Below are 24,758 nucleotides of genomic sequence, written 5' to 3' on the forward strand. Positions count from 1 at the left end.
AGGAGAATCCGATGCAGCACTGGCAGACACCCGATCTCATCGCGCTCCACGCCGGGCTGCGGCCTGATCGTCTGGCCTGCGTGGACCTGGCGACGGGCAGGCGCTGGTCCTACGCAGAACTCGACCGCGCCGTCCGGCAGATGGCCGGCGTGCTCGCCGGGCGCCTCGGCATCCGGCGTGGCGGGCGTGTCGCGGTTCTCGCCCGCAACAGCGCGGACCAGCTCATCCTGCAGCAGGCCGTCATGCGGCTTGGGGCGATCCTCGCGCCCCTGAACTGGCGGCTGGCCCGGCAGGAGCTGGCGCCGATCCTCGCCGATTGCGCGCCGTCCCTGCTCGTCACGGACGGCATCGCCCAGGCCGACCCGCCGGCGGGATGCGTGGCGATGACGATGGCGGACCTCATCGCATTGCGCGATGCGGGCGAGCCGGCACGGCCCGTGGCCCTGCCGGCCGCGACTGACCCCTGCGTGATCCTCTACACGTCCGGCACATCCGGCGTGCCGAAGGGGGTGGTGCTGACCGGGCAGACGATGTTCTTCACGGCGATCAACTTCGGCGTGCTCGCGGATGTGAGCGGCGATTCAGTCTTTCTGCTCGAATCGCCGATGTTCCATGTCATCGGCCTCGTGACCAGCATCTGGCCGCCGTTGAAGCACGGCGCGACCATTCTCGTCTCGAACGGCTTCGACCCCCTCGCCACCAACGACCGGCTGGCAGACCCCGCGCTCGGCATCACCCATTATTTTTGCGTGCCGCAAATGGCGGATGCGCTCCGGCAGGCGGCGAACTTCGCGCCCGCGCAATGGTCGCTGAAGGCACTCTTCACCGGCGGCGCGCCCAACCCCCGCGCCAACATCCTGTGGTGGCTGAACCGCGGCATCCGCATGGTCGACGGCTTCGGCATGACCGAGGCGGGCACCATCCTCGGCATGTCGCTGGAACCGGAACTGATCGCCGCCAAGGCGGGCTCGGTCGGCCTGCCGGGGCCCGGCACAGCGGTGCGCATCGTCGACGACGAGGGCCGCGAGGCGCCTGACGGCGAGCCGGGCGAGATCCTCGTCGCCGGACCCAACGTCACGCCCGGCTACTGGAACCGCCCGGAGGAGCGCGAGCGCGCCTTCACTCCGGACGGCTGGCTGCGGACCGGAGATGTGGGCTGCCGGGACGCGGACGGCTTCGTCACTATCGTCGACCGGCGCAAGGACATGTTCATCTCGGGCGGCGAGAACGTTTATCCCGTGGAAGTGGAAACGGTGCTGCTCGACCACCCCGCCGTGGCGGAGGCGGCCGTGATCGGCATTCCCGACAAGCGGTGGGGCGAGGTGGGGCGCGCCTATGTCGTGCTGAAGAGCGACGTGGATGCGCTGCCCGAGGCCGCCGATCTCGCCGCGCACTGCGAGGGGCGGCTCGCCCGTTACAAGATCCCCAAGGAGTTCCGCTTCGTCGAGGCGTTGCCGCGCACGGGATCGGGCAAGCTGCAGAAGAGCGCGCTGAAGCAGCAGGCGCTGGCGGAATTACCCCTTTCCCCCGCGCCCGGGGCTGCGGAAACGGCGCCGCGCTGACCGAGGGCAGGCTTGTGCCCTGCCGGTTCGGGCAACATTATCGCTATTGTCCATAACAATATTTTCCGCTATAGTTCATAGCATTCAGGCTGGCCGGACGTGTTCCGTGCCGGCGGCTGCACGGCGCCCGATGCCGCGCGGAAAGCGAATAAGGGGCCGGCAACAAAGGGCTCCGAGAGGGAGGATAGGATGCAGTCAGTTCCGCAGTCTTCTGCGGGAAGGCGAGCTATTGTGCTCGTTTTCCTGGGCGCCGTCATCGAGGGGTTCGACCTTCAGGCGGCTGGCGTCGCGGCGCCGAAACTCGGCCCGGTGTTCGGCCTGACGCCTGAGCAGATGGGCGTGTTCTTCTCGTCGGCGACGTTCGGCCTCATCTTCGGCGCGCTGCTCGGCGGCGTCATCGCCGACCGCTGGGGGCGCCGCGCCGGGCTGGCGACCGCGCTGCTGCTGTTCGGCGTGTTCTCGATCGCGACGGCCTGGGCCACGGGCTTTCAGTCGCTCGTCGTCATGCGCTTCCTGACGGGCGTCGGCCTCGGCGGCGCGCTGCCGAACCTCGTCAGCATCGCCGCCGAGGCTGCCGAGCCCGGGCGCCGCGGCCGCGCGGTGGCACTCATGTATGCGGGCGTGCCGTTGGGCGGCGCGGTGGTCAGCGTCGTGGCCATGCTCGGGCTGCACGACGACTGGCGTTCGATCTTCGTCGTCGGCGGCGTCCTGCCGCTGCTTCTGGTCGTGCCGCTGATGACCCTGCTGCCGCCGCTCACGGTCGACAAGACGGCGCAGAAGAACGGGGAGCGGACAAGCATCCGCAGCGCGCTTTTCCGCCCGGAGACGCTCGCGCCGACGTTGCTGCTGTGGGCCGCCTTCTTCTTCGGGCTGCTCGTCGTTTATCTGCTTCTCAACTGGTTGCCGCAGCTTCTGGTCGGCAGCGGGCTCAGCCGCGGCCAGGCCTCCTTCGTGCAGATACTGTTCAACGTCGGCGGCGCCATCGGCAGCCTCATCGCCGGCCGGCTTCTCGACGGCGAGCGGCCCTCGCTCGCGGTCGGCAGTTGCTTCGCCTTCCTGATCGTCTCGCTCCTCGCCATGTCTGCGGTGTCGGGCAACTTCGCCAGCACGCTGGTAGCCGGGGCGGTGGTCGGCGGCGCGGTGCTCTGCGCCCAGGCCCTGCTGTATGGCATTGCACCTCAGTGCTATCCTGCCGAGGTGCGGGGCACGGGCGTCGGCATCTCGGTGGCGGTCGGCCGCCTGGGGTCGATCGCCGGTCCGCTCTATGCCGGGGCGCTCCTCGCGCGCGGCATGAGCCCGGAGCAGGTGCTCTACGCCATCCTGCCCATCGCCGCGATTTGCGGCCTTGCCACCGTGATGCTGGTGTCGCGGCGCCACCGCCTCGCCGTCCCCGCCGCGTGAGCCCGCGCTCCCCGCCCGCCGGGGAGCGCTTCACCGAAAAACCGGGAGAACAGCCATGGTCGACCTCGACACCATCCGCGCCATCGACTTCCACACCCATGCGGAGGAGCCCTGCGGCTGTCACGCCGACGACGGCTATGACGCCTTGCAGGCCGCCATGGCGCGGCATTTCCGTGCCTCCTGGGCGCATCCGCCGACGATCCCGGAAACGGCGGCACACTACCGGGAACAGAAGATCGCGGCCGTGATCTTCCCGGTGGATGCCGAGCGGGAAACGGGATACCGCCGCTATGCCAACGAGGAGGTCGCGGAGGCGGCGGCCGGGCATGCCGACGTCCTCATCCCCTTCGCCTCCATCGACCCCGCCCGGGGCGTGGCCGGCGCGCGCGAGGCCCGGCGGCTGATGCGGGAGTTCGGCATCAGGGGTTTCAAGTTCCACCCCACCATGCAGGGCTTCTTCCCGAACGACCGCATGGCCTATCCGCTCTACGAGGCCATCGCGGCGGAGGGCGGCATCGCCCTGTTCCACACCGGCCAGACCGGCGTCGGCTCCGGCATGCGAGGGGGCAACGGCATGCGCCTGAAGTACTCCAACCCCATGCATCTCGACGACGTGGCGGTGGATTTTCCCGACATGAAGATCGTCCTCGCCCATCCCTCCTTTCCCTGGCAGGAGGAAGCGCTCGCCGTGGCGCGCCACAAGCCGAACGTCTGGATAGACCTTTCCGGCTGGCTGCCGCGCTATTTCCCGCAGATCCTCGTGCACTATGCCAATACGCTGCTGAAGGACCGGGTGCTGTTCGGTTCGGACTGGCCGATGATCGCGCCCGAGCGTTGGCTCGACGAGTTCGCGCAACTGCCCATCCGCGACGACGTCCGCCCGCGCATCCTCAAGGACAACGCAGCCAGGCTGCTCGGTCTCGTACAAGAAACCGCATCGGCGAAGGAAACCGCATGATCCCCTTCAGAGCCCCCGTCGACGACATTCTCGCCGCCTTCCGGGCTGCCGGCGCCGCGCATCTGCCCGGCTGGGACGATGGCCTCGCCGCCGAAGTCGTCGGCCATTTCGCCCGCTTCGCCGAGACCGCGATCGCGCCTCTCGACGGTCCCGGAGACCGCGAGGGCTGCCGGATGGAAGGCGGGCGGGTGCGGATGCCGGCCGGCTTCGTCGCGGCCTATGCGGATTATGCGGCGCAGGGCTGGCCCGGCCTCGGCCTGCCGGAGGCATCCGGTGGGCAGGGCCTGCCCGCGCCGATCCTCGGCGCCGTGACGGAGGTATTCGCCGGCGCCTGCCATTCGCTGCAGATGGTCTGCGGCCTCGTGCCCGGCGCGGCGCGCACGATCCTGCGCTTCGGCACGCCGGAACAACAGGCGCTGTGGCTGCCGCGCCTCGCCTCCGGCGAGTGGCTGGCAACCATGGCGCTGACGGAAGCGGGGGCGGGCTCCGACCTATCGGGCATCCGCACGCGCGCATTCCCGGTGGATGGCGGCTGGCGGATCGAGGGCGAGAAGATCTTCATTTCCGGCGGCGATCAGGACATGACGGACCGCATCCTCCACCTCGTGCTCGCGCGGACCGGGCTGCCGGAGGAGGGCACCCGCGGCCTGGGCCTGTTCCTCGTGCCGTCCCATGACGAAGCGGGCGGGCGGGCGCCGGTGCGCGTTCTCCGCATCGAGGAGAAACTCGGCCTGCACGCCTCGCCCACCTGCCAGATGGCGTTCGACGCCGCGCCGGCCACGCTGCTGGGCGAGCCGGGCGGCGGCCTCGCGGCCATGTTCACCATGATGAACCATGCCCGTCTCGACGTGGCGCTGCAGGGCATCGCCCATGCGGCGCGGGCGCACGACATCGCCGCCACCTATGCCGCCGGTCGCCGGCAGGGCGGGCGCGCCATCGCCGACCACGCGGATGTGCGGCGCAAGCTGACGACCATGCGGGAAGCGGCGCGCGACGCGCGGCAACTCGTCCACACGGCGCTCGTCGCGCTGGAGAGCGGCGAGAATCCGGACCTCGTCGACTTCCTCACCCCTGTCTGCAAGGTGATGGGGACCGAGGCCGGCATTCGCGCCGCCGACATGGCGATTCAGGTGCTCGGCGGTTACGGCTATCTGCGCGAATACCGGGTAGAGCAGATCTGGCGCGACGCGCGCATTACCGCGATCTACGAAGGCACGAACGGCATCCATGCGCTGACGCTGGCTACCCGGCTGTTGCGCGGCCGGGGCAGCCGTGCGGCGGAGGCCTTCGATGGCTGGGCCGCGCAGCGGGCATCCGCCGGTGAACTCGCGCAATGGCGGGAGGTGCGGGACCGTGTCCTCGCTGCTGAGGCGCCGGAGGAATTGGCGGAAGACTTCATGCACGCCACGATCCGCCTCGCGGCCGCCGCCGTTGCGGGGTTCTCGCGAGGGACGGGCACGTAAAGCCTGCGACGCCCGCTTCAGCAGTTTGCATTCAAGTCGATCCGTCGAATTGAGTGCAAGTTGCGGTAAAATATAGAATTCAGAACGCACGGTCTCATTCCGTCAGAACGTTTGGCGCTCCAGCATTTGCTTGCGGAAGAGAAAGCTTCTTTTTTCAAAGCTCTAACGGCCGCCGTGCGATATGAGCGAACGCCCGGGCCCTGCTAGGCCCGGGCGTTCGCTTCGTGCTGTCGGGCGGGGGGACGGGCCGCCTATCGGAACCCGGGCCGGCCGTTCCGCAGACCTGGCAGGCGGGCAAAACGGCGCCGGAGGATGCGGACGGCGGGAATGAACAGCGCCGTCAGCACGATCGTCAGGCAGATCAGGCTGACCGGGCGTGAGAAGAACACCGCGGGATCACCCCGGCCAAGCTGCATCGCGCGCCGGAGATTTTCCTCCATCATCGGGCCGAGAATGAAGCCCATCAGAAACGGCGCGGCCTCGAAGCCTGTGATGGCCATGCCGAAGCCGAAGAGTCCGATGGCAAGAACGACGTAGACATCGAACGTGTTCAGCGTGGAGCTGTAGACGCCCACGGCGATGAGGCAGATGATCGACGGAAACAGGAAGCGGTAGGGGATGTTGGCCAGTTTGGCCCACAGCCCGACCAGGGGAATGTTGAGGATCAGCAGCATGACGTTACCGATCCAGAAGCTCGCGATCAGGGCCCAGAAGAGGTCGGCGTGCAACGTCATCATATCCGGGCCCGGCTGTATCCCCTGGATGATCAGCGCGCCAAGCATCAGCGCCATGGTCGGGGTGCCCGGAATGCCGATGGCAAGGGTGGGAATGAAGCTTGTCTGGGCAGCGGCGTTGTTTGCCGCCTCCGGCCCGACGACGCCCTCGATGGCGCCGTGGCCGAATCTTTCGGGCGTACGGGAGAGGCGCTTCTCGGCGGTGTAGGACAGGAACGACGCAATGGTTGCGCCCGTGCCGGGAAGAATGCCGAGAATGCTGCCGAGGGCGCTGCCGCGGCCGGCCGGCACGATGCTGCGCCGGAAATCCTCACGGGTCGGCATCATGTCGCGCAGCCGCAGGGAGAACCGCGACAGGTCGGTTTTGGGCTCGGCCGTCGCGGTTATGATTTCCGGCAGGCCGAACAAAGCCATGGCTACCACCGCCACGCTGAGGCCGCCGATGAGTTCGGGAACGCCGAAAGCATAGCGCTGCACGCCGGTGCTCAGGTCCGTCCCTATCATGCCGAACAGCGTGCCGATCACGACGGCAATCAAGCCCTTGACGAGCGATCCCCTGGCCACGAGGGCGCCCGCCACAAGGCCGAGGACCATGATGGCGAAATAGTCCGCCGAATTGAGGGACAGGGCAAAGCGGCTTATCGCCGGCGAGAACACCGTCATCAGGATGATGCCGATCGATCCGCCGATGAACGACGCGGCGGCGGATGCGAACAGCGCGACCGCCGCACGGCCCTGCTTCGCCATCCTGTAGCCGTCGAGTGTCGTGATCGCCGAGGAGGTGGAACCGGGGACATTGACCAGTATCGACGTGATCGCGCCGCCGTATTCGCCGCCATAGTAGATGCCCGCAAGCATGATGATCGCGGTTTCGGGAGGGAGGTAGAAAGTCACCGGCAGCAGAAGGGCGATCCCCAGCATCGCTCCGACCCCCGGCAGGACGCCGATGAACGTGCCGACGGTGACGCCGACGAAGCAGTAAAAGAGGTTTACGGGCGTGAACGCCGTCGCGAACCCGTTTGCGAGGAGCGTCAGGATATCCATCAGAAACCTCCCGGCAAGACGCGCATGGGCAGCCCCAGCAGGACCACGAAGATCAGCCAGATGGCGACCGCGAGGCCTGCACCCAGCAGGACGCTTTCGTGGAGTCTGGCCTCGCGATGCGCGAAGGAGCCGACCACGGTGGTGGCGATGATCGTGGCGAACAGGCCCATGGGCGCGATGCCGAGCGCGAAAACCACGAACGCGGCGCAGACGAAGAGAATGCGCCGAAGGTCGACCGGCTGCTCCTCCGGGCAGGGGGCGATGATGGTCCTGATCAGCACGAGGACTCCCAGAACGCCGCCGATGATCGAGAGAGCGAGGGGGAAGTAGCCCGCTCCCATCTGCCGCGTGGAGCCGATCCCGTATCCCACCGCCATGTAGCCGAATGCCAGCGATATGGCGATGACGATGAGGCTGGCAATAATGTTGTTCCAGTCTGTCCGCCGGGTGGGGACGCAAATATCTGTGCGCGTTATTGACATTGTTCCCGTCCTTTATGTTGACCCGGAATCGTGCAGCCGATCCATGGCCACCGACAGCCTCCAAAGGAGTTTCAGAAAAAGTGGACGCCGCTTTTTCGTTTGAAGTTACGTAAAAACAAAGAGATAGGCCGTCTACTGTGTTTCAGCGTAATGCAGTAGACGGTCTAGAAGACGGCGGCTCCCGAGAGCTGTCCGAGCCTGCCCAGAGCGCGGCTCTCACCGCTCATGCCCAGCAGGCGGACAGCGGCCCAGACGCCCGCCGTCGCGCTGGCGACGACGGGTTTTCCGATGCGGGGCTCGACAGCGGCGGCGAGGTCGAGCGCGGGGAGTCCGCCGCAGGAAACCAGAATGGCATCCGCCTCTCCGCCAGCCATGCGGTCGGCCTCCAGGGCGAGATCGGCGACGACATCGGCCCCGACAGCCCTGATGGTCTCGACGGCGGTCATGTCGAGGCCGCCGATGTGGAGCACCTCAAAGCCCGCATCCACAAGGAACTGTTCAAGCTTGCGGTTGACGATCGCGGAATAGGCCGTGCCGACCGCCACCTTCCGCGCGCCGACCGTCCGCAAGGCATCGCGCACGGCGCTGCTCATCGTGATCGCCGGCACGCCGGACGCTTCCTCGATCACACTGATCAGGTCATCGTTGAAGCCGGTTCCCCTGAAGAAACTCAGCGATGTGCCCATGAGCGCGATGGCATCGGCACCTTCGTCGTCCCGCAGTTCGCGCGCCAGCGCGGCCACACGCTCGATCGCCTCGCTGTAACCCTCGATGGTCAACGCCTCCAGCGCAAGACTGCGGGCGGTAAACCGCACGCCCTCCGGATAGAGGCCGTAGGCTTCCGGCGGAACCGCATCGCCGGCTGGCGGTACGATCAGTCCGATCGTCATACTCATGGTGATCTCCAGTGAAAGAATTCAGAAAAACGCCGGCGTCCGCCCGTTTTTACTGTGCATTGTTTTCGCTATACCGGGATTATGGCCGATGCCGGGGCTTTGACCTGCCGCTCTTCCAGCATGGCGGGAGACGCCGGAAATCCGGAAAGCGATTGTCAGGCGCTCCCGCATGACCGCGACGTGCGTCCCCGGTCGCTCCGTCGACTGTCGGACGTTCGTCGCGTGTTCAATGCGGTCGCGGGCAGGGCCTGTCAGGTTCCGTCGCGGACGGAGATTGCGACCTCGGTCAGCTTCTTGGCGATAGCCGGCAACTCGGCGGACACTTCCCCGCCCGTCTGGAAGGCAGGGATCAGGCCGGCGCGCGTCAACTGGCCGGGGAGCTTTTCGCCCTCGTAGGCACGGGCGATGGCGCCGGTTATGCGGTCGACGATTTCCTGGGGCGTTCCGGCGGGGGCCATGATGAACTGGCTCGGCATCGCCTCGAAGCCCTTGATCGTCTCGGCGATCGGGGGAATTTTCTCGAAGCCCTTGACGCGCTCCGGGCCAGTGTGGCCGAGAATGACGAGCTTGCCGCCTTCCGCTTGCGCGGCCGCGGCGCTGAGGCTCACGATACCGAATGGAACTTCTCCCGAAACGACCGCCGCCACAGAGGGCGCGCCGCCCTGAAAATGCACGGCCTCCATCTCGATGCCCGCGGCATCCTTCAGCATCTCCCCGGCGAGATACTGCAGCGTCGCCGTGCCGGGCGAGGCATAGAAATACTCGCCGGGGTTTTTCGAGACCAGATCGATGAACTGGGCGACAGTGGAGACGCCGACGCCCGGATTGGCGACGAGCGCATGCGGCGCGACGGCTATGCGGGCAATCGGCGTAAAGCTCTTCACGGGATCGTAGCCGACGTTCCCCTGAAACACCGGCCCCAGGATCGCCGAGGTCTCGCCGGCATAGATCGTGTATCCGTCGGGCTTTGCCGATGCGACGAAGGCGGGGGCCAGTGTACCGGCGGCACCGGGCCGGTTCTCGACGATCACGGGTTGGCCGAGTTGGGGCGAGATTTCGCCGCTGACCAGGCGCGCCATCGTATCCATGCCCCCGCCGGGGGCGAAGCCGACGACCACGGTGATGGGCTGGGTGGGGAAGGCGGTCTGGGCCAGGGCACTGCCGGCCATGAGCGACAGGGCAAGGCCCGCTGAAAGTAAACGATACATTAGGTTCCGCTCCTGGATTTATGTTTGTTTATAAGGTCAGGCTGCAGCAAAATCGTCTACTCGTCAACTATCTATCTTGCACCTGTTTATGTTTCACCTATGATGGATGCCTGTGTCCCCGCCGGCACGCGAATCCGGCGACGAAGGAAGGAGCTTTGCCGTGAACCTCACCATCAAGGACGTCAGGGTCTGGCCGGCCTGGATACCCAACAAGATGAAGGTCGGTTCGGTATCGGCGACAGCATCGATTTCCTGTGTCGTGGTCGAAGTGACGACGGAGGAGGGAGTTGCGGGCCATGGCATAACGTCGATCACGGATGAGGAAGCCGTGGTGGCCGTGCTCGAAGGGCTCGTGGCGCCAAACATCATCGGCCTCGATGCCCTCGATCGCGAAAAGATTGCCGAAACGCTGTATTGGCTGCTGACCCCGCGCGGGCAGACGGGCTATGCCAGCCACGCCATTTCGGCAATCGATCTGGCGCTCTGGGACATCCTCGGCAAGGCGGTCGGGCTGCCGTGCTGGCGCTTGCTTGGCGGCGCCCGGCGGAGCGTGCCGCTCTACGTCACCTTCGGCTTCGGCGCGTTCGATCGCGAACAACTGGTGGAGGCTGCCCATCACCTGCGTTCCGAGGGGGTTTCGCGCTTCAAGATGGTCGTCGGTCACCACGCGCTGGCCAAGCGGAACAGGGGGGTGGATATCGACGCTCTCCTCCGGGAGGACGTGGTTCGCGTCCGCCTCGTTCGGGAGGCGATCGGCGAGGACAGCGAACTCTATATCGACGCCAACTGCAGCTTGAACGAAGGCGCGGCCCGCTGGCTCATCGATTCCCTGCGCGACATCGACATCGCATTCTTCGAGGAACCGGTGCGCGACAACGACCCTGTCCGGATGCGGGAGTTGCGCCACCGCACGGGCATCCGCATCGCTGCGGGGCAGAACGAGGGGCAACTCTGGCGCTTCGCGTCACTGATCCGCGAGGAGGCGGCCGACGTGCTGCAGCCCAACGCGGTCATCTGCGGCGGGTTCACGGCGGCCGGGAAGGTTGCCGCGCTGGCGCAGGCCAACAATGTCGATCTCGCCAACGGCGGCGCCTTTCCGTTTCACAACGGGCATCTGCACGCCGGCCTCGTCAACGGCGGTCTTGTCGAATGGCACCTCGCGGCGGTGGAGATGTGTCGCACGCTGTTTCTCGGGCTGCCGGAGAAGGAAGGGCAGACGCTCGGCCTTTCCGACAGGCCGGGGCTTGGTTTCGATCTCAACTATGACGCGCTCGAAGACTTCGCGAGGCGTGCCACGGCCCATGGACACGGAAAGGGTTGAAGAGCTGCGTGTTTTTTGACCAAACCTTTCGGAAAGCCCCCGGACGGTATCCATGATAACTGACAGCCTCCGGGTGGGGCGTGCGAGCGATGAAAGACAAGGTATGCGGGAGACAAACGTTTCAGCCGCTCCTGCGGGAGCAAACGTGGACGCCGGGCAGGAGACATTCGACGACGCCATCGACTATGGACTGCTTGACAGCTTCATCGGTTTCCATCTGCGGCTGGCGAACGATCGTACATACGAGAACTTCATCGACCGCCTCGGCGCCGACAGTTTGCGGCCGGGGTGCTTTACCATTCTGACATTGATCGCGAATAATCCCGGCATCACCCAGATCATGATTTCGCGGGTGGCCGGCCGCGACAAGTCCAGTGTCGCCAAGATCCTGCGCTATATGGAGGATGAGGGGCTGATCCGGCGCGTGCGGCTTGATGACGACCGCCGCGCCTATGCCAGCTATGTCACCGAAGCCGGTGCCGAACTCAATGCGCGCCTTGCCGAGAAGGCGCGCATACAAAGCGCGCATCTCAGGTCGATTCTCGGGCCGGAGCGCGAGGCGGCCCTGCTCAGGACGCTGAAGGACCTCATCACCGCGCTGGCGTAGCGCGTGACCGCAACGGGGCGGGCTGCTACGCAGCCCCCTGGGACACCGGCTGGGTCAGGTTTCTCACCCAGTTGATGAAACGCTGGCAGGTGGCGGCTTCGTGCGAGGCCGGGTTCGCGAGGACGTGGTACTCGGAACCGACGATGCGGCTGTCTGGCCAGGGCTCGACGACCTCACCCCGCTCAAGGGCATCGGTTATCAGAAACCGGGGGACGACGAGCGCTCCCCGGCCGGCGAGCATCGCGCCGAGCGCGACATAGAAATGCGGAAAACGCAGCGCCGGCCTGGCGAGGGATTTCGGCAGGCCGGCATTCTGCAGCCATGCCTGCAGCTCGCCCGGCCGCGTCGCTGCTTCCAGCAGACTGATCTTCTTCAATCCGTCCCTGTCGAGCCCACCCGTTTCGGCGAGGAGCCGCGACGAGACCGCCAGCGTCAGCTCCTCCGTGAACAGGTGGCAGGGGGAGAATTGCGACGGAATGACGTCTCCCCGCCGGACGGCGACGTCGAAGGGAATTTCGAGCCATTTCTCCGGCGTGTGCGTCGGCCTCACCATGACATCCACCGGCTGTCCTCCCGAAACGTGAAACTCGGGAAGCCGGGGCACGAGCCATTGCATCGCGAAGGTCGCCGGCGCGATCACCCGCAGCTTGACCGGCGGCGTGGTGCCCGCGCGCACCTCGTCGAGCACGTCCTGAATCCGGTCGAACGCCTCTCCCAGCACGGCCGCGAGTCGGGCGGTCTCCGGCGTCGGGATCATACCCTTGCGCTTCTCCGCGAAGAGAGGAGCGCCGAACCATTCCTGCAAATGTGACAATTGTTTGCTGACCGCGCTGTGCGAGACGGAAAGCTCGTCTGCGGCGGAAGTAACGCTGCCAGTCCGGATGACGCTTTCGAGGAACAGAAGGGCCTTCAAGGACGGGAGACGGCGCTTCGTTTGTTCCATTAAGTCACATCCTCTCTCCGATAAAGTCACTGTACACAAAATTTATTATTCATCATAATGCAAATGCTTAAATATTCTTGTCACGAATGCAGAAAAATACTTCTACACCAAGTCCATGACAGTTTCATGAGGGGGTATGCCTTGTCCATCGAAAACAGCCGATCGCACGCGCCGGCATCCGGTATGACCTTTGCGGACGGGCGTCGCCCGCGCGGAACCGGCCGCGGGGAGGGTTGACGATGTCGGCGAACAGACGTGCGGTCGTCGTCATCCTCGATGGTCTGCGGCGCGACTTCGTGACGCCGGACGGCACTCCCCATCTGGCGGCGCTGCGCGCGGGGAGCACCTGGTGCGCCGCTCACCGCTCCGTGTTTCCATCGGTTACGCGCGTCGTCTCCTCCAGCGTCGCGACAGGTTGCCTGCCTTCCCGCCACAGCCTTGCGGGCAACACGATCGCATTGGAGCAGGATGGCGCGCTGACCCTTTTCGATGCCGGAAAACCCGACTTCATCGGCCACAAGCGGCGCCTGACCGGCCATGCTCTCGCGGTGCCGACCCTGGCCGAGCGTCTTGAAGCTGCGGGCGGTGTGGCCGTCTTCAGCAACGTGTCGCCGGGCGCCGCCTATCTGCACGATCCGGACGGCCACGGCCGCGTCTATCACCGCGCCGGGTCCTTCGGCCCGGGGAGGACGCCCGTCGAGGGCGAGGGGGTGCTGGCCATCAGCCCCGACCTGGACGGGGACGCCGCGATGGCGGAACGCTTCGTCGAAAACGCCTTCGGCGAGAGCGGTCCCGCCTTGGCGCTCGCCTGGTTCGGCCATCCCGACACCACCCAGCACGCCTTCCCGCTGGGCTCGCCGGAACATCGCGAGGCGCTGCGCCGCGCCGACGCACATGCCGGCAAGGTGATAGCAGCGGTTGCGAATGCCCGCGCCAAGGGCGAGGACATCCTGCTGGCCGTCGGCTCCGACCATGGTCATCAGACCGTGTCGCACGTGGTCGACATCGACGCCATCCTGATCGGGGAGGGCCTGAAAGCCGGTCACGGCTCGGCCGATGTCGTGGTCGCCCCCAACGGGACCGCGGCGCTGATCTACGTCGATCCCCGGCATGCCGACGTCCTGCCGCGTCTTGGCGCATTCCTCGCTGGGTGCGACTGGGTGGGGCGGCTGATCGGGCCGGAAAACTTCGCCGAGCACGGCGTGCCTGCGGGCGGCGGCCTGGCGTTCGCCATCTCGCTGGCGGCGGATGACGAGGCCAGGAATGCGTTCGGCGTGCCGGGCCTCAGCGTCGCCGCCAGGCCGGCGGAAGGCAAGCCGGACCGCCTCGGCTGCGGCCAGCACGGCGGCCTCGGCCGCTATGAGCAATCTCCTTTCCTGATCCTCGACGGCGCCGGTTTCGCGCCGGGGGCGGAGATCGCGGAAACGACGTCGGCCATCGACCTTGCGCCGACCATCCTGACCTTCCTCGGACGCGACGCGAACGGCCTCGACGGCCGTCCGCTGCAGTCGCCGTCCTTATCTCACGCAACACGGGATATCCACTCATGACCAGCTTCGTAACCAGCCGCCGCGGACTCCTCGCCGGCGCTGCCACTCTTGCCGGGGCGCTGACGGTCCTGCCCGTCCGGGTGCTCGCCCAGAACGCGCGCAAGGGCGTTCTGAAATATGCGACGCTCGGCCTCGATACTTCCGATCCGCATCGCCACACCGGCAGCATCGCGGTGCAGCAGAGCTATGTCGAGGCGCTGACCTCGATCGCGGCCAACGGCGCGGTGGAGCCCTTCCTGGCCGAGTCCTTCGCCGTGTCGCCCGATGGGCTGACCTACACGTTCCGCCTGCGCGAGGGCGTGCGCTTCCACAACGGCGATCTCCTGACGGCGCGCGACGTGGCCGCCAATTTCGAGCGCGTCAAGAGCAAGGTGAAGGGCGGCTGGCTCGTGTCCGCGCTTCAGCAGGTATCGAAACTCGAAACGCCCGACGACAGGACCGTCGTGGTCACGCTCGACGAGCCCTTTGCTCCCTTCCTCAACCTGCTTTCCGAGCTGTGGATACTGTCGCCGAAATCCGCGGGTTGGGACGAGACGATCTCGTTGCCCATCGGCACCGGGCCCTTCACCTTCGGCGACTGGCAGCCGAAAGTGAAGCTCGTCACCCCTGCCTTCGCCGACTACTGGAAGGCCGGCGCGCCGCGTGTGGAAGCGGTCGAGTTCGACCTGCGCGACGGCATCGACAAGAGTCTTGCCCTGCGCGCCGGTGACCTGCACATCGTCAGCGTCGATCTGCAGGCGGCGCAGGATCTGCAGAAGGCGGGTGTTGCCGAAATCTCCGGGCTCAAGGACACGGCGTGGTACTTTGCCGCCTTCAACAACCGCAAGCCGCGCAAGCCCTTCGACGATATCAGGGTTCGCCGTGCCCTCATGCATGCGGTCGACAAGGCGGCCGTGATGAACTTTGTCGGCGGCGACAAGAGCATTGTCACCAACCAGCTGGTCGCCTCCGGCAACATCTATTTCGACCAAGCCCTCCATGACGCGGACGAGTTCCGCAAGCCCGATCTCGATCAGGCCCGCAAGCTGCTCGCCGAAGCTGGCGTGACGCCGGAGGATCACACCATCGAGTTCGTTTCCTGGCAGGAAACCCACCCCCAGATCGTGGTGCAGATGGTGCGCAAGCTGGGCTTCAAGGTGAACCATGTCGCGCTCGACGATATCGGCACGCAGAAGCGGCTCGGCCAATACGACTGGGATATGAGCGTCACGAATTCAGGGCCGCGCTCCGATATCTTCCTGCGTTTCGTCCGCCTGATGAGCGACGGCCCGAACCCGGTGCTCTGGGGCGGCATTCAGGACCCGGAACTCGATAGCCTCATCAAACAGGCCGTCCGGGAGCCCGACAGCGACAAGCGCAAGGAGTTCTACCTCCAGGCATTTCGGCGCACCATGGAGAAGGGCTATTTCTTCGTCCTCGGTCATGCGCCGGACTTCATCGCCATCCGCAATGGCATCAAGGGCTATGACCCCGGCTTCACCTGGGCCTGCCATTGGGCGAGCGGCGGCGTCGCCGTCACCGCGATCGACGCCTGATGTCCGCCAGACCGATCGCCATGATGCCCGCCGGACGGCGGGCATCGTTCCTGCGGCGGCACTGCCCGGCGGGAATATGCCTTCCGGCCGCCATCGTGCTGCTGCTGGCGGCAGCCGGCCTCGCAGCTCCCTGGCTGACGGCGCATTCGCCTCTCGATCAGGATCTGCTGCAGCTCAACAAGGGGCCGGGCGCCGGGTTTCCGCTCGGCACCGACCATCTGGGGCGTGATATTCTGTCGCGCCTGCTTTACGGCGCGCGTTCCACGCTGGCGGTCTCCGCGCTCGGCACCGTCATCGCGTTCGCGGCCGGTGCCGGCCTCGGGCTGCTGGCGCTCACTCTCGGGCACTGGGCGGAGCGCATCCTGTTCGCGGCCATCGACCTGATCCGCGCCCTGCCGGGCACGCTTCTCGCGCTTCTGCTCATCGTCGGTCTCGGCAGCGGTTCCGGCCCGCTGACGATCGCCCTCGGCGTCTCCTTCGTCCCGGTCGTGGCCTATGTCACGCGCGCCGCTTACCATCGCGAAGCCGCGCGGGACTATGTGCTTGCCGCCGCGAGCTTCGGCGGCAACGGGCTTCATATCCTGAGCCGCCATATCCTGCCCAATATCGCCGGCACGCTGATCACGCAGGCCGCGATCATCCTGCCGCGCTGCATCGTCACGGAATCGGTGCTGAGCTTCCTCGGCGTCGGTTCCTCGCCCGACGCGCCGACATGGGGCCGCATGATCGCGGATTCGAGCCGCTTCATCGAGCGCGCGCCGCATGCGATCATGGCGCCTCTCGTCACCCTCGTGCTGCTCACGCTGAGCCTCTCCCTGCTCGGCAACCAGTTGCGCCGGCGCTTCGATCCGATACGTCAGGAAACGGACGTCCCGGGACCGGCGGCCGACCCCGCGCCCGCCGCCGTCCGGCCTGTTGAAGCAGGAGGCTGCTGATGGCGCGCGTTCTTTCCGTCCTCGGCACCCTGCTGCGGGGCCTCGTGCAGTGCGCCTGCATCGTGATGCTGACCTTTCTGCTCTGCCGTGTGATGCCGGGCGACGTCGTCGACGTGCTGGGCCTCGAAGGGGGCCTCACCGCCGAACAGCAGGCGCAGATGCGCCACGACCTCGGTCTCGACCAACCGCTCGCCGTGCAGTTCGGAGACTGGGTCACCCATGCCGTTGCTGGCGATTTCGGGCGCTCGATCCGTTTCGACCGGCCGGTGATGGATATGCTGGCGACGGCAGTGCCGGTGACGCTGAGGCTGACGGTGCTGAGCTTCGCCTTCGGCCTCACGCTGGCGCTTGTTCTGGCGCTGGCGGCGACGGCGCGGCCGTCCCGTCTGTTCGATGTGCTGATCGACGGCGTCAACATCTGGTCTATCGCCGTGCCAACCTTTTGCGCCGGCGTCATCGCGATCCTCGTCTTCTCGATCTGGCTCGGCTGGCTGCCGGTCATCGGGGGGCTGCTGGCGCCCGTCCTGATCATCGGCCTCGACAACGCCGGCCAGATCGTCAAGCAGTTGCGGGAAGAGCTGAAGGAGGCCGTCACGCTGCCGCACGTGCGCACGGCGCGCGCCAAGGGGCTGTCGCCGTGGCGGGTGTCCGTCTTCCACGTGATGCCCGCGACGATGGGCGTCGTGCTGGCGCTGTCGGGCCTCGTGCTCGGCAGCCTCGTCGCCGGCTCGCTGACCATGGAGGTGCTGTTCGCCCTGCCGGGCCTCGGCAGCCTGACGTTGAACGCCATTCACGGGCGGGATTATCCCGTCATTCTCGCGGCGGTGACGCTGATCTCGGTCAGCCTCGTGCTCATCAACACCACGATGGACGTGCTGCACCGCCTTGTCGATCCGAGGCTCGCATGACGCACCCTGTTCTCGAACTTCACGACCTCGATATCGCGATTGCCGGCCGGCGGATCGTGCTCGACCTGTCGTTCGCTATCGACAAGGGCGAAACGCTGGCACTGATCGGCGAATCCGGCTCGGGCAAGTCCATGACCGCGCTGGCGATCATGGGGTTGCTGCCGCCGAATGCGCAGCTCGGCGCCCGTTCGCGCCTGCTGCTGGACGGCGTCCCGCTGCGGCCCGATGACGAGACGGCGATGCGGGCGCTGCGCGGCCGCAGGATGAGCATGGTCTTTCAGGACCCGATGAGCTGCCTCAGCCCCTTCATGACCGTCGGCGGCCAGATCGCCGAGGCGATCGACCGCGCGGGCGCGGCCGACCGCACGAGCAGGCGCGAGCGGCTGATCGAACTGATCGAGCTTGTCGAGCTGCCCGACCCGCCGTCGATCGTCCGGCGTTTCCCGCATGAGCTGTCCGGCGGGCAGCAGCAGCGCGCGATGCTGGCGATGGCGCTCGCGGCGGAGCCGAGGCTCCTGATCGCCGACGAGCCGACCAGCGCGCTCGACGCGACCGTGCAGGCAGAAATCCTCGCCCTGCTCAAGCGGCTGCAGGCGCGGATCGGCAATGCCATGCTGTTCATCACCCACGACCTTGCCGCCGCGGCCGATCTCGCGCAGCAGCTCGTCGTGATGCGCGCGGGCGAGGCCGTGGAGCAGGGGGCGGCGGGCGCCGTTCTGGCGCATCCGAAGCACGACTATACACGCCGGCTCGTCTCGACGCGGAGCATCCTGAGGGCCGCCCCCGCACCGGCGGCGGTGACGCGGGGGCAGCCCGCCGTCGAGGTTTCGCAGCTCGCTTACGACTATCCCGTGCGGCGCCTGTTCGCGCGGCCCTGGCGGGCGCTGGACGGTGTTTCCCTGCGGATCGGGGCGGGCGAGACGCTCGGGATACTCGGCGAATCCGGCTCCGGCAAGTCTACCCTCGCGAAACTCGTCAGCGGCCTGCTCCGGCCGACCTCCGGCGAGATCAGCCTGTTCGGCGCGCCGATCGCGCATGCCCGCACTATCGACCGTGACTTGCGCCGGCGCTGCCAGATCATTTTCCAGAACCCGTATGGCGCGCTGAATCCGCGCCTCACCATCGAAAGCGCCATGCGCGAGCCACTCGAACTGCTGCGTCTGTCCGGCTCCGGCAGCGCGGAGAAGATCGAGCGGGCGCTCGCCGACGTCAATCTCGGGCCGGAATACCTGCACCGCTATCCCCACCAGCTCTCCGGCGGCCAGCGCCAGCGCGTCTGCATCGCGCGGGCGCTTCTTTCGGAACCCGAGCTGCTGATCTGCGACGAGATCGTTTCGGCGCTCGACGCCACGGTGCAGATGCAGGTCCTGCTGATGCTGAAGGAACTGCAGGCCACGCGGGGTTTCGCGATGATGTTCGTCGGACACGACATCGAGATCGTGCGCTGGATATCCGACCGCATCGCCGTGATGCATCGGGGGCGGATTGTCGAGCAGGGCGATGCCGCCGCGATCCTGACCGCGCCGCGGGAGCCCTATACCCGCAAGCTCATCGCCGCGATGCTGCCGCCGCTGCCGGACGTGACCATCACGGACGCGACGCAGGTCGCCTGAGCCCCGGATCCGATCGAACGCAACCCGGCAAGCGGACGCCGCTTTCCGGACAGACCACTCTTCATCAACCGGATAGATCGGGATGGCGATCAGCGAAATGTCATCCCGTCATGTCCGCCCCCAAAGGCCATGCGCTCTCCGTTCGTCGGAACGCAGCGCCGCTTCCCCTCACAATCAATAAGAAAGGCCCATCAGCCATGCCAGATCATGTCACCATCAACGGCGTTCGATATCGTTGGCCGCAGCGGCCGGTCGTCGTCGTCTGCATCGACGGCGGCGATCCCGCCTATCTCGAAAGGTATCTTGCCGACGGCGCCATTCCCAACATCCGGCGCTTCATCGAGGAGGGGTTCGCGACGGTCGCGATCGGCTCGATGCCGTCGTTCACCTGCCCGAACAATATCTCGATCATCACCGGCACGCCGACAGCGCGACATGGCATTTCGGGCAATTTCTATCTCGACACGGCGACATGGGAGCCGGTGGCGATGACCGGCCCCGAACTCCTGCGCGGCGATACGATACTGGCCGGCTTCGCCGACGCGGGCGCGAAAGTCGTATCGATTACGGCCAAGGACAAGCTGCGCCGTCAGCTCGGCAAGGGGCTCGACGTCGGCAAGGGGCACGTGTCGTTCTCATCCGAGTTCGCGGACCGCTGCACGCTGGAGGAGAACGGCATCGAGAACCTGCTCGACTACGTCGGAATGCCGCAGCCGGATATGTACTCCGTGGAGCTGTCCCTGTTCGTGCTTGAGGCCGGTATCCGGCTGCTGAAGGATCGCCGCCCCGATGTGATGTACCTGTCGCTGACGGATTTCGTGCAGCACAAGTGGTCGCCTGAAGAGAAAGAAGCCTGCGAATTCTACAAGAGGCTTGACGACGTCTTCGGCCGCCTCGTGCAGGAGGACATCACCCTCGGCCTGATCGCGGATCACGGCATGAGCGACAAGAGCGATGCGGCCGGCGAACCGAACGTGATCTGGCTGCAGGATATTCTCGACGCCACGTTCGGCGCGGGCGAAACCACGGTCATCTGCCCCATCACGGATGCCTTCGTGGCGCACCATGGCGCGCTGGGCAGCTTCGTGCGCATCTGGAGCAAGGGCAACGTGAGCGTGCAGGCGATCATCAACCGCATCGCCGCCGTCCACGGCGTGGACCTCGCGCTGGACAAGGAGACGGCGTGCCGCCTGTTCGATCTGCCGGAAGACCGCGAGGCTGATGTGGTGGCCATCTCCCGGAAGGAAATGTGCATCGGGAGTTCCGCGCGCCAGCACGACCTGAGCGGCCTGAAAGGGCACCGCCTGCGTACCCACGGCAGCATCGAGGAGACGAGGGTGCCCCTGATCCTGAACCGCCCCCTCAACGCCGACTACAGGCAACGCGCCGCCTGTTCGCTGATCAGGAGTTATCAGATTTTCGATTTCGCCATCAACGGAACGCTGTAGCGCGAGGCGACCGGCGGTCTGCGGCCCCTCTGACGGACAGGGCGATGCGATGGCGGCAGTGACAGCCGCCATCCTGCTACGGGCGATTATCGAATGACAAGCACGGGGATCGTCGTATGGGTCACGACTTCCGCGGTCTGGCTGCCGAGTACCAGCCTGCGGGCCCCGCGCCGGCCGTGGGACGACATGACGATGAGGTCGCAATCCCGGAGCTTTGCGAACCGGACGATGGCCTCGGCGGGATAGTCGTCGATCTCGTGCGCCAGTTCCACGGTTACAGCCTGCTCGGCCGCACGTTTCTCGATAGCGGCGAACCGCTTCTGCATGTCGGCGTCGACCTGCTGGTCGTAGCGCGAGAACGGATCCGGAATGCCGGAGTCCATGGCCGCCTGCGCGGCCTGGTTCTGGAGAGGATGCGTCACGCTCAGGACCGTGACCTTCGCGTTGAGTGCCTTGGCCAGAGCAAGCCCGTGGTCGATGCCTCTGCCCGCAAGCTCCGATCCGTCGGTTGCAATAAGAATGTGCTTGTACATCGGTTCCCCCCTGACAAATGTGGAATCTTACCTGTACAGCCTGCCCTGTCCTTGTCGGAATAGCCAGACCATTTCTACGTTCCATAGAAACGCAACAATGGTTTATTTCTTTGTTTTTACGCAACTCCGGGCGCAATAGCGGCGTCCGCTCCTGCTGAAATTGCTTTGGAGGTTGTCGGGTGCACCTCCCTCAGTGGCCCGGTACCGTGGCCACGGCGACCTGCGGATGCGTACGCCGGTTCAGGAAGAACATGGTGGACGCGGCGATCAGCGCCGGCAGCGCGCCGATGAGGAACAGCGTCTGCAAGGGCATGCTCGCCGACAGCAGCACGCCGCCGACCACGGGGCCCAGAATCGAGCCGACGCGGCCGATGCCGAGGGCGAAACCCACGCCCGTGGAACGCGCGGGCGTGCTGTAAATCCCGGCCGCGAGCGCGTTCATGTTGTTCTGGGCACCGTTGACGCAAAAGCCGGCAACGAAAACCGCTACCGCAAGCGCCAGCCCGCCTTCTGTTCCGACGTAGCCGATGGCGGCAATGGCAAAGGCCGCCGCGAACAGCACGCCCCCGAGTATCCTGAAGGAGCCGGCGCGGTCGATGACGCGCGCGAGCACGATGGTGCCGACTATGCCGCCCGCGTTCAGCAACGCGGTGAACAGAATGGCGCGGGAGAGGGCGATGCCCGCATGCTGCAAGGTCAGCGGCAGCCAGCTGATCAGGAAGTAATACATGAGCAGGTTCATGAAGAACGTCACCCACAACAGCAGCGTGATGGCGATCCGACTGGGGCCGAACAGCTCCGCGCGCGCCGTCGTGCGATTGGCGTCGTTGACTTTTTGCGACGTCAGGAAGGTTGGTTTTTCCGGCAGCCGCGCGTTCGGCACTGCCCGGGCGATCAGCTTCGCCGCCCGCGCCTCGGCGCCGCTTCTGGTAACGAGGAAGCGGACGGACTCCGGCAATACCGGGATCAGGACAGCCATGAGAACCAGTGGAACGACGCCGCCGACCAGAAAAACGCTTTGCCAGCCGAACGCCGGGATCATTTGCGCCGCCAGAAGGCCGCCGACAACGGCACCGAACGGAAAACCGCAGAACATGACGCCGACGGCCGTCGAGCGCCAGCGCGCCGGCGTATATTCGGCGCTGAGGGCGATGACGTTCGGCATGGCGCCGCCGAGCCCCAGTCCCGTCAGGAACCGCAGCACGATCAGCGTCTCGATGGATTGCGCAAACATCGTCGCGAGCGAGAACACCGCCATGAGCGCCACGGACGCGACGATCGCCAGCTTTCGGCCGAAGCGGTCGGCAATCGGCCCCAAAGCGAGCGCGCCGACCATCATGCCGATGAGCCCAACCGAGAAAACCGGCCCGAAGGCGGCTGGACCCAGGCCCCATTCCTTTGCCAGAACAGGCGCCACGTAGGCAATGGCCTGCGTGTCGAAACCGTCGATCACGGTGACCGCCGCGCACAGGCCAACCGTCATCGTCTGAAAAGGCGTCCATTGCCCCTCGTCGATCAACCGATCGACGTCCACGGGCGTTTCACTCTCACGCATCATTTTCCTCCCTGATGTGAAAATCCGGTTCTTGCCGGCGGTTGTCCCGCGTTGCCCCGTCATGAAGGGGGAACGGCCTTGTCCCGCGCGGCACCCGGGCTGACGTCCGCTTTCGGCACGAGAACGAAATCGAAGGGCGAGCGCCACAAGGTCGGCCCGTCGTCGACACGCTCGAAAGGAGCCACGAGCGACTTCTTCACCCCGAAGACGGTGTCGGAGCCGAGATAGGGGTCGCCCCCGACGAAGGTGTGCGTCACCAGCTTCTGGTAGCCCTCAGCCGTCACGAGGTAGTGCATGTGCGCCGGACGATAGGGGTGGCGGCCGAGATGGCCGAGCATCTGTCCGACAGGCCCGTCGTCCGGGATCGGATAGGACACCGGCTTGATGCCGATGAAGCTGTAGCGCCCGTCGGGGCCGGTCACGAAGATGCCGCGGTTGTTCCATTTCGGCTGGATGCCGGGCTGCTGGACGTCATAGAATCCCTCGGCATTATCCGACCAAACATCGACCCGTGCTCCCTCGACCGGACTGCCGTCGAGGTCGACGACCCGGCCCTCGTAGAGGCAGCTTTCGCCCTTGCCGTCGAGGCTGATGCACTCGCCCATCCGGCGCACCGGGGCGCCCGCCACGTGGAAGGGGCCGAACACGGTGTTCTCCGTCGCGCCTTCCGGGCGGCGGTTGTTGATGGCATCGACCAGCATGGAGAAGCCGAGCGTGTCGGATAGCAGGATGAACTCCTGCCGCTCGCCGCTGCAAATCTGGCCGGTCCTGGTCAGGAAATCGATGCCGATCTCCCATTCCGCCTGCGTCAGGTGGATTTCCCGGGCGAAGGCGTGCAGGTGCTTCACGAGACAGGACATGACTTCCGCCAGACGCGGATCGATGTCCTGTCCCATGCGCGCGTTGACGGCCTCGACGGAGCCTTCTTCGGTGAAATAGGCTGTCATGTTCGTTTCCTCTTTATGTCGTTGTGCCCGTCCGCCGGGCCGGCACGCGCGGCCTATTGCGGACGGGCGCCTTCCCACGCGCGCTGCAGCAGGGCGCGGATGGCGTCCCGTTCGACGGGGCGCGGGTTCCAGTAGGGATTTTTCACCGCGAGGTCGGCGGCCCGGTCGAGATCGGCTTTGGCGAGTCCGAGGTCTCTCAGCGCCAGCGGAGCGCCGAGCGCCGCCGCAAAGTCGTAAAGCCCGCCGCTGACCGAACCGCCGAAGAGTTCCGCGACCGGCGCGAGTTCCCGCGCCGCCGCCCCGGCGTTGTAGGCGGCGGAGTGCGGCAGCAGGACCGCGTGGGTCTCGGCATGCGGCAGGTCGAAGCTGCCGCCGAGTGTGTGGCAAAGCTTGTGGTGCAGCGCCATGCCTACGGCGCCCAGCACGGTGCCGCAAAGCCACGAGCCGAACTGCGTGCTCTCGCGCGCGGCGAGATTGCCCGGATCGGCCACGACCCGCGGCAGCCCCTCCCTGAAGGCGCGGAGGCCGCCCAGCGCGAGCTGGTCCGACAGCGGATTGGCGTCGCGTGCATAGAGCGCCTCGACCGCATGCGCCATGGCGTTGAGCCCGCTGGTGACGGTCAGCCCGACGGGCAGCGTCGCCACGAGTTCGGGGTCGTAAAGGATCACCTCCGGCTGGACCTTCGGCGAGCGCAGGGTTTCCTTGACACCGTTCGCCGTCTGGCCCAGCACGGGCGTCGCCTCGGAGCCCGCGTAGGTCGTCGGCAGCACGATCTGCGGCAGGTCCGTGCGCAGGGCAATCGCCTTGCCGAGCCCGATGGTGGAGCCGCCGCCGATGGCGACGATGCAATCGGCGCCCCGGGCGGCCTCGACGGCCGCCTCGGTGATCTCGACGGGCGTATGCATCGCCGCCCGGCTGAACAGCCCGTGCGCGAGCGCGCCGAGTTGCGCGCATATCGCCTCGCCCTGCGCGGCCTGCTGGGGCGTCGTCAGCACCAGCGCACGGGACAGGCCGAGCGTCACGACCTCGGCGCCGATCCCGGCGCGGACGCCTGCACCGAGGCACACGCGCACCGGCGGATGTCCGGGCTCGAAGCCCGCATGGAACGTCCGCAT

The 24,758-nt window shown here is 66.4% G+C and carries 21 protein-coding genes; 12 read left to right on the plus strand and 9 right to left on the minus strand.

Annotation, left to right across the window (positions count from 1 at the left end; all coding sequences use genetic code 11):
* Nucleotides 1-11: 11 nt before the first annotated feature.
* The 4 genes from FHS82_RS18860 to FHS82_RS18875 all read left to right on the plus strand — a co-directional run bounded on the left by FHS82_RS18860 (nucleotide 12) and on the right by FHS82_RS18875 (nucleotide 5,384).
* Complete coding sequence (locus tag FHS82_RS18860) at nucleotides 12-1,562, plus strand: AMP-binding protein (RefSeq protein ID WP_166955841.1); 1,551 nt, start codon at nucleotides 12-14, stop codon at nucleotides 1,560-1,562.
* A 189-nt stretch (nucleotides 1,563-1,751) separates the two neighbouring features.
* Complete coding sequence (gene mhpT, locus FHS82_RS18865; protein WP_166955843.1) at nucleotides 1,752-2,963, plus strand: 3-(3-hydroxy-phenyl)propionate transporter MhpT; 1,212 nt, start codon at nucleotides 1,752-1,754, stop codon at nucleotides 2,961-2,963.
* A 55-nt stretch (nucleotides 2,964-3,018) separates the two neighbouring features.
* On the plus strand, nucleotides 3,019-3,921 hold the full coding sequence (locus FHS82_RS18870) for an amidohydrolase family protein (RefSeq protein WP_166955845.1): 903 nt from the start codon (nucleotides 3,019-3,021) through the stop codon (nucleotides 3,919-3,921).
* Entirely contained in the window at nucleotides 3,918-5,384 is a 1,467-nt protein-coding gene (locus tag FHS82_RS18875) for an acyl-CoA dehydrogenase family protein (RefSeq protein ID WP_166955847.1), read from the plus strand. Before FHS82_RS18870 ends, FHS82_RS18875 begins: the two co-directional genes overlap by 4 nt.
* A 251-nt stretch (nucleotides 5,385-5,635) precedes the next feature.
* Here the strand turns inward: FHS82_RS18875 and FHS82_RS18880 are convergent, their stop codons facing one another.
* From FHS82_RS18880 to FHS82_RS18895, 4 genes are all read right to left on the minus strand, one after another.
* Nucleotides 5,636-7,162, minus strand: coding sequence for a tripartite tricarboxylate transporter permease (locus FHS82_RS18880; RefSeq protein WP_166955849.1), 1,527 nt, complete (start codon nucleotides 7,160-7,162; stop codon nucleotides 5,636-5,638).
* Nucleotides 7,162-7,644: a tripartite tricarboxylate transporter TctB family protein gene (locus FHS82_RS18885; RefSeq protein ID WP_166955851.1), complete on the minus strand. Its 483-nt coding sequence runs from the start codon at nucleotides 7,642-7,644 to the stop codon at nucleotides 7,162-7,164. The genes FHS82_RS18880 and FHS82_RS18885 overlap by 1 nt, the downstream gene beginning before the upstream one ends.
* Before the next feature lie 164 nt (nucleotides 7,645-7,808).
* Nucleotides 7,809-8,540 carry an arylmalonate decarboxylase gene (locus FHS82_RS18890; protein ID WP_166955853.1) on the minus strand — a complete coding sequence of 244 codons (732 nt, stop codon included), beginning with the start codon at nucleotides 8,538-8,540 and terminating at the stop codon, nucleotides 7,809-7,811.
* A gap of 251 nt (nucleotides 8,541-8,791) precedes the next feature.
* Nucleotides 8,792-9,748 (minus strand): Bug family tripartite tricarboxylate transporter substrate binding protein, encoded by a 957-nt coding sequence (locus FHS82_RS18895; protein WP_166955855.1) that lies wholly within the window; start codon nucleotides 9,746-9,748, stop codon nucleotides 8,792-8,794.
* A gap of 160 nt (nucleotides 9,749-9,908) precedes the next feature.
* Here FHS82_RS18895 and FHS82_RS18900 point away from each other — a divergent pair, with 160 nt between their 5' ends.
* A complete protein-coding gene (locus tag FHS82_RS18900; RefSeq protein WP_166955857.1) occupies nucleotides 9,909-11,069 on the plus strand; it encodes an enolase C-terminal domain-like protein in 1,161 nt (386 codons plus the stop codon).
* Nucleotides 11,070-11,214: 145 nt separating this feature from the next.
* Nucleotides 11,215-11,676, plus strand: coding sequence for a MarR family transcriptional regulator (locus tag FHS82_RS21380; RefSeq protein ID WP_166955859.1), 462 nt, complete (start codon nucleotides 11,215-11,217; stop codon nucleotides 11,674-11,676).
* 25 nt (nucleotides 11,677-11,701) lie between these two features.
* Here FHS82_RS21380 and FHS82_RS18910 read toward each other — a convergent pair whose 3' ends face one another.
* The gene (locus FHS82_RS18910; protein WP_166955861.1) at nucleotides 11,702-12,619 is read right to left on the minus strand and encodes a LysR substrate-binding domain-containing protein; all 918 of its coding nucleotides are present in this window, start codon (nucleotides 12,617-12,619) and stop codon (nucleotides 11,702-11,704) included.
* Between the two features lie 239 nt (nucleotides 12,620-12,858).
* Between FHS82_RS18910 and FHS82_RS18915 the strand changes: the two genes are divergently transcribed.
* From FHS82_RS18915 to phnA, 6 genes are all read left to right on the plus strand, one after another.
* On the plus strand, nucleotides 12,859-14,169 hold the full coding sequence (locus FHS82_RS18915) for an alkaline phosphatase family protein (RefSeq protein ID WP_166955863.1): 1,311 nt from the start codon (nucleotides 12,859-12,861) through the stop codon (nucleotides 14,167-14,169).
* The gene (locus tag FHS82_RS18920) at nucleotides 14,166-15,704 is read left to right on the plus strand and encodes an ABC transporter substrate-binding protein (RefSeq protein ID WP_166955865.1); all 1,539 of its coding nucleotides are present in this window, start codon (nucleotides 14,166-14,168) and stop codon (nucleotides 15,702-15,704) included. The genes FHS82_RS18915 and FHS82_RS18920 overlap by 4 nt, the downstream gene beginning before the upstream one ends.
* Nucleotides 15,704-16,639, plus strand: a complete 936-nt coding sequence (locus FHS82_RS18925; RefSeq protein ID WP_208394351.1) for an ABC transporter permease — start codon at nucleotides 15,704-15,706, stop codon at nucleotides 16,637-16,639. The genes FHS82_RS18920 and FHS82_RS18925 overlap by 1 nt, the downstream gene beginning before the upstream one ends.
* Nucleotides 16,639-17,547, plus strand: coding sequence for an ABC transporter permease (locus FHS82_RS18930; protein ID WP_166955866.1), 909 nt, complete (start codon nucleotides 16,639-16,641; stop codon nucleotides 17,545-17,547). Before FHS82_RS18925 ends, FHS82_RS18930 begins: the two co-directional genes overlap by 1 nt.
* Nucleotides 17,544-19,160: a dipeptide ABC transporter ATP-binding protein gene (locus tag FHS82_RS18935; RefSeq protein ID WP_166955867.1), complete on the plus strand. Its 1,617-nt coding sequence runs from the start codon at nucleotides 17,544-17,546 to the stop codon at nucleotides 19,158-19,160. Before FHS82_RS18930 ends, FHS82_RS18935 begins: the two co-directional genes overlap by 4 nt.
* Nucleotides 19,161-19,357: 197 nt before the next feature.
* Complete coding sequence (gene phnA / locus FHS82_RS18940; RefSeq protein WP_166955869.1) at nucleotides 19,358-20,608, plus strand: phosphonoacetate hydrolase; 1,251 nt, start codon at nucleotides 19,358-19,360, stop codon at nucleotides 20,606-20,608.
* Between the two features lie 86 nt (nucleotides 20,609-20,694).
* On the opposite strand, the gene FHS82_RS18945 is transcribed toward phnA, so the two are convergent.
* From FHS82_RS18945 to FHS82_RS18960, 4 genes are all read right to left on the minus strand, one after another.
* Nucleotides 20,695-21,141, minus strand: coding sequence for a universal stress protein (locus FHS82_RS18945; protein WP_166955870.1), 447 nt, complete (start codon nucleotides 21,139-21,141; stop codon nucleotides 20,695-20,697).
* Nucleotides 21,142-21,331: 190 nt separating this feature from the next.
* Complete coding sequence (locus FHS82_RS18950) at nucleotides 21,332-22,696, minus strand: MFS transporter (protein ID WP_166955872.1); 1,365 nt, start codon at nucleotides 22,694-22,696, stop codon at nucleotides 21,332-21,334.
* 59 nt (nucleotides 22,697-22,755) lie between these two features.
* Nucleotides 22,756-23,643 carry an intradiol ring-cleavage dioxygenase gene (locus tag FHS82_RS18955; RefSeq protein ID WP_166955873.1) on the minus strand — a complete coding sequence of 296 codons (888 nt, stop codon included), beginning with the start codon at nucleotides 23,641-23,643 and terminating at the stop codon, nucleotides 22,756-22,758.
* Nucleotides 23,644-23,696: 53 nt separating this feature from the next.
* Complete coding sequence (locus tag FHS82_RS18960) at nucleotides 23,697-24,758, minus strand: maleylacetate reductase (protein ID WP_166955875.1); 1,062 nt, start codon at nucleotides 24,756-24,758, stop codon at nucleotides 23,697-23,699.

This window comes from Pseudochelatococcus lubricantis (assembly GCF_011762225.1).
Lineage (GTDB): Bacteria > Pseudomonadota > Alphaproteobacteria > Rhizobiales > Beijerinckiaceae > Pseudochelatococcus > Pseudochelatococcus lubricantis.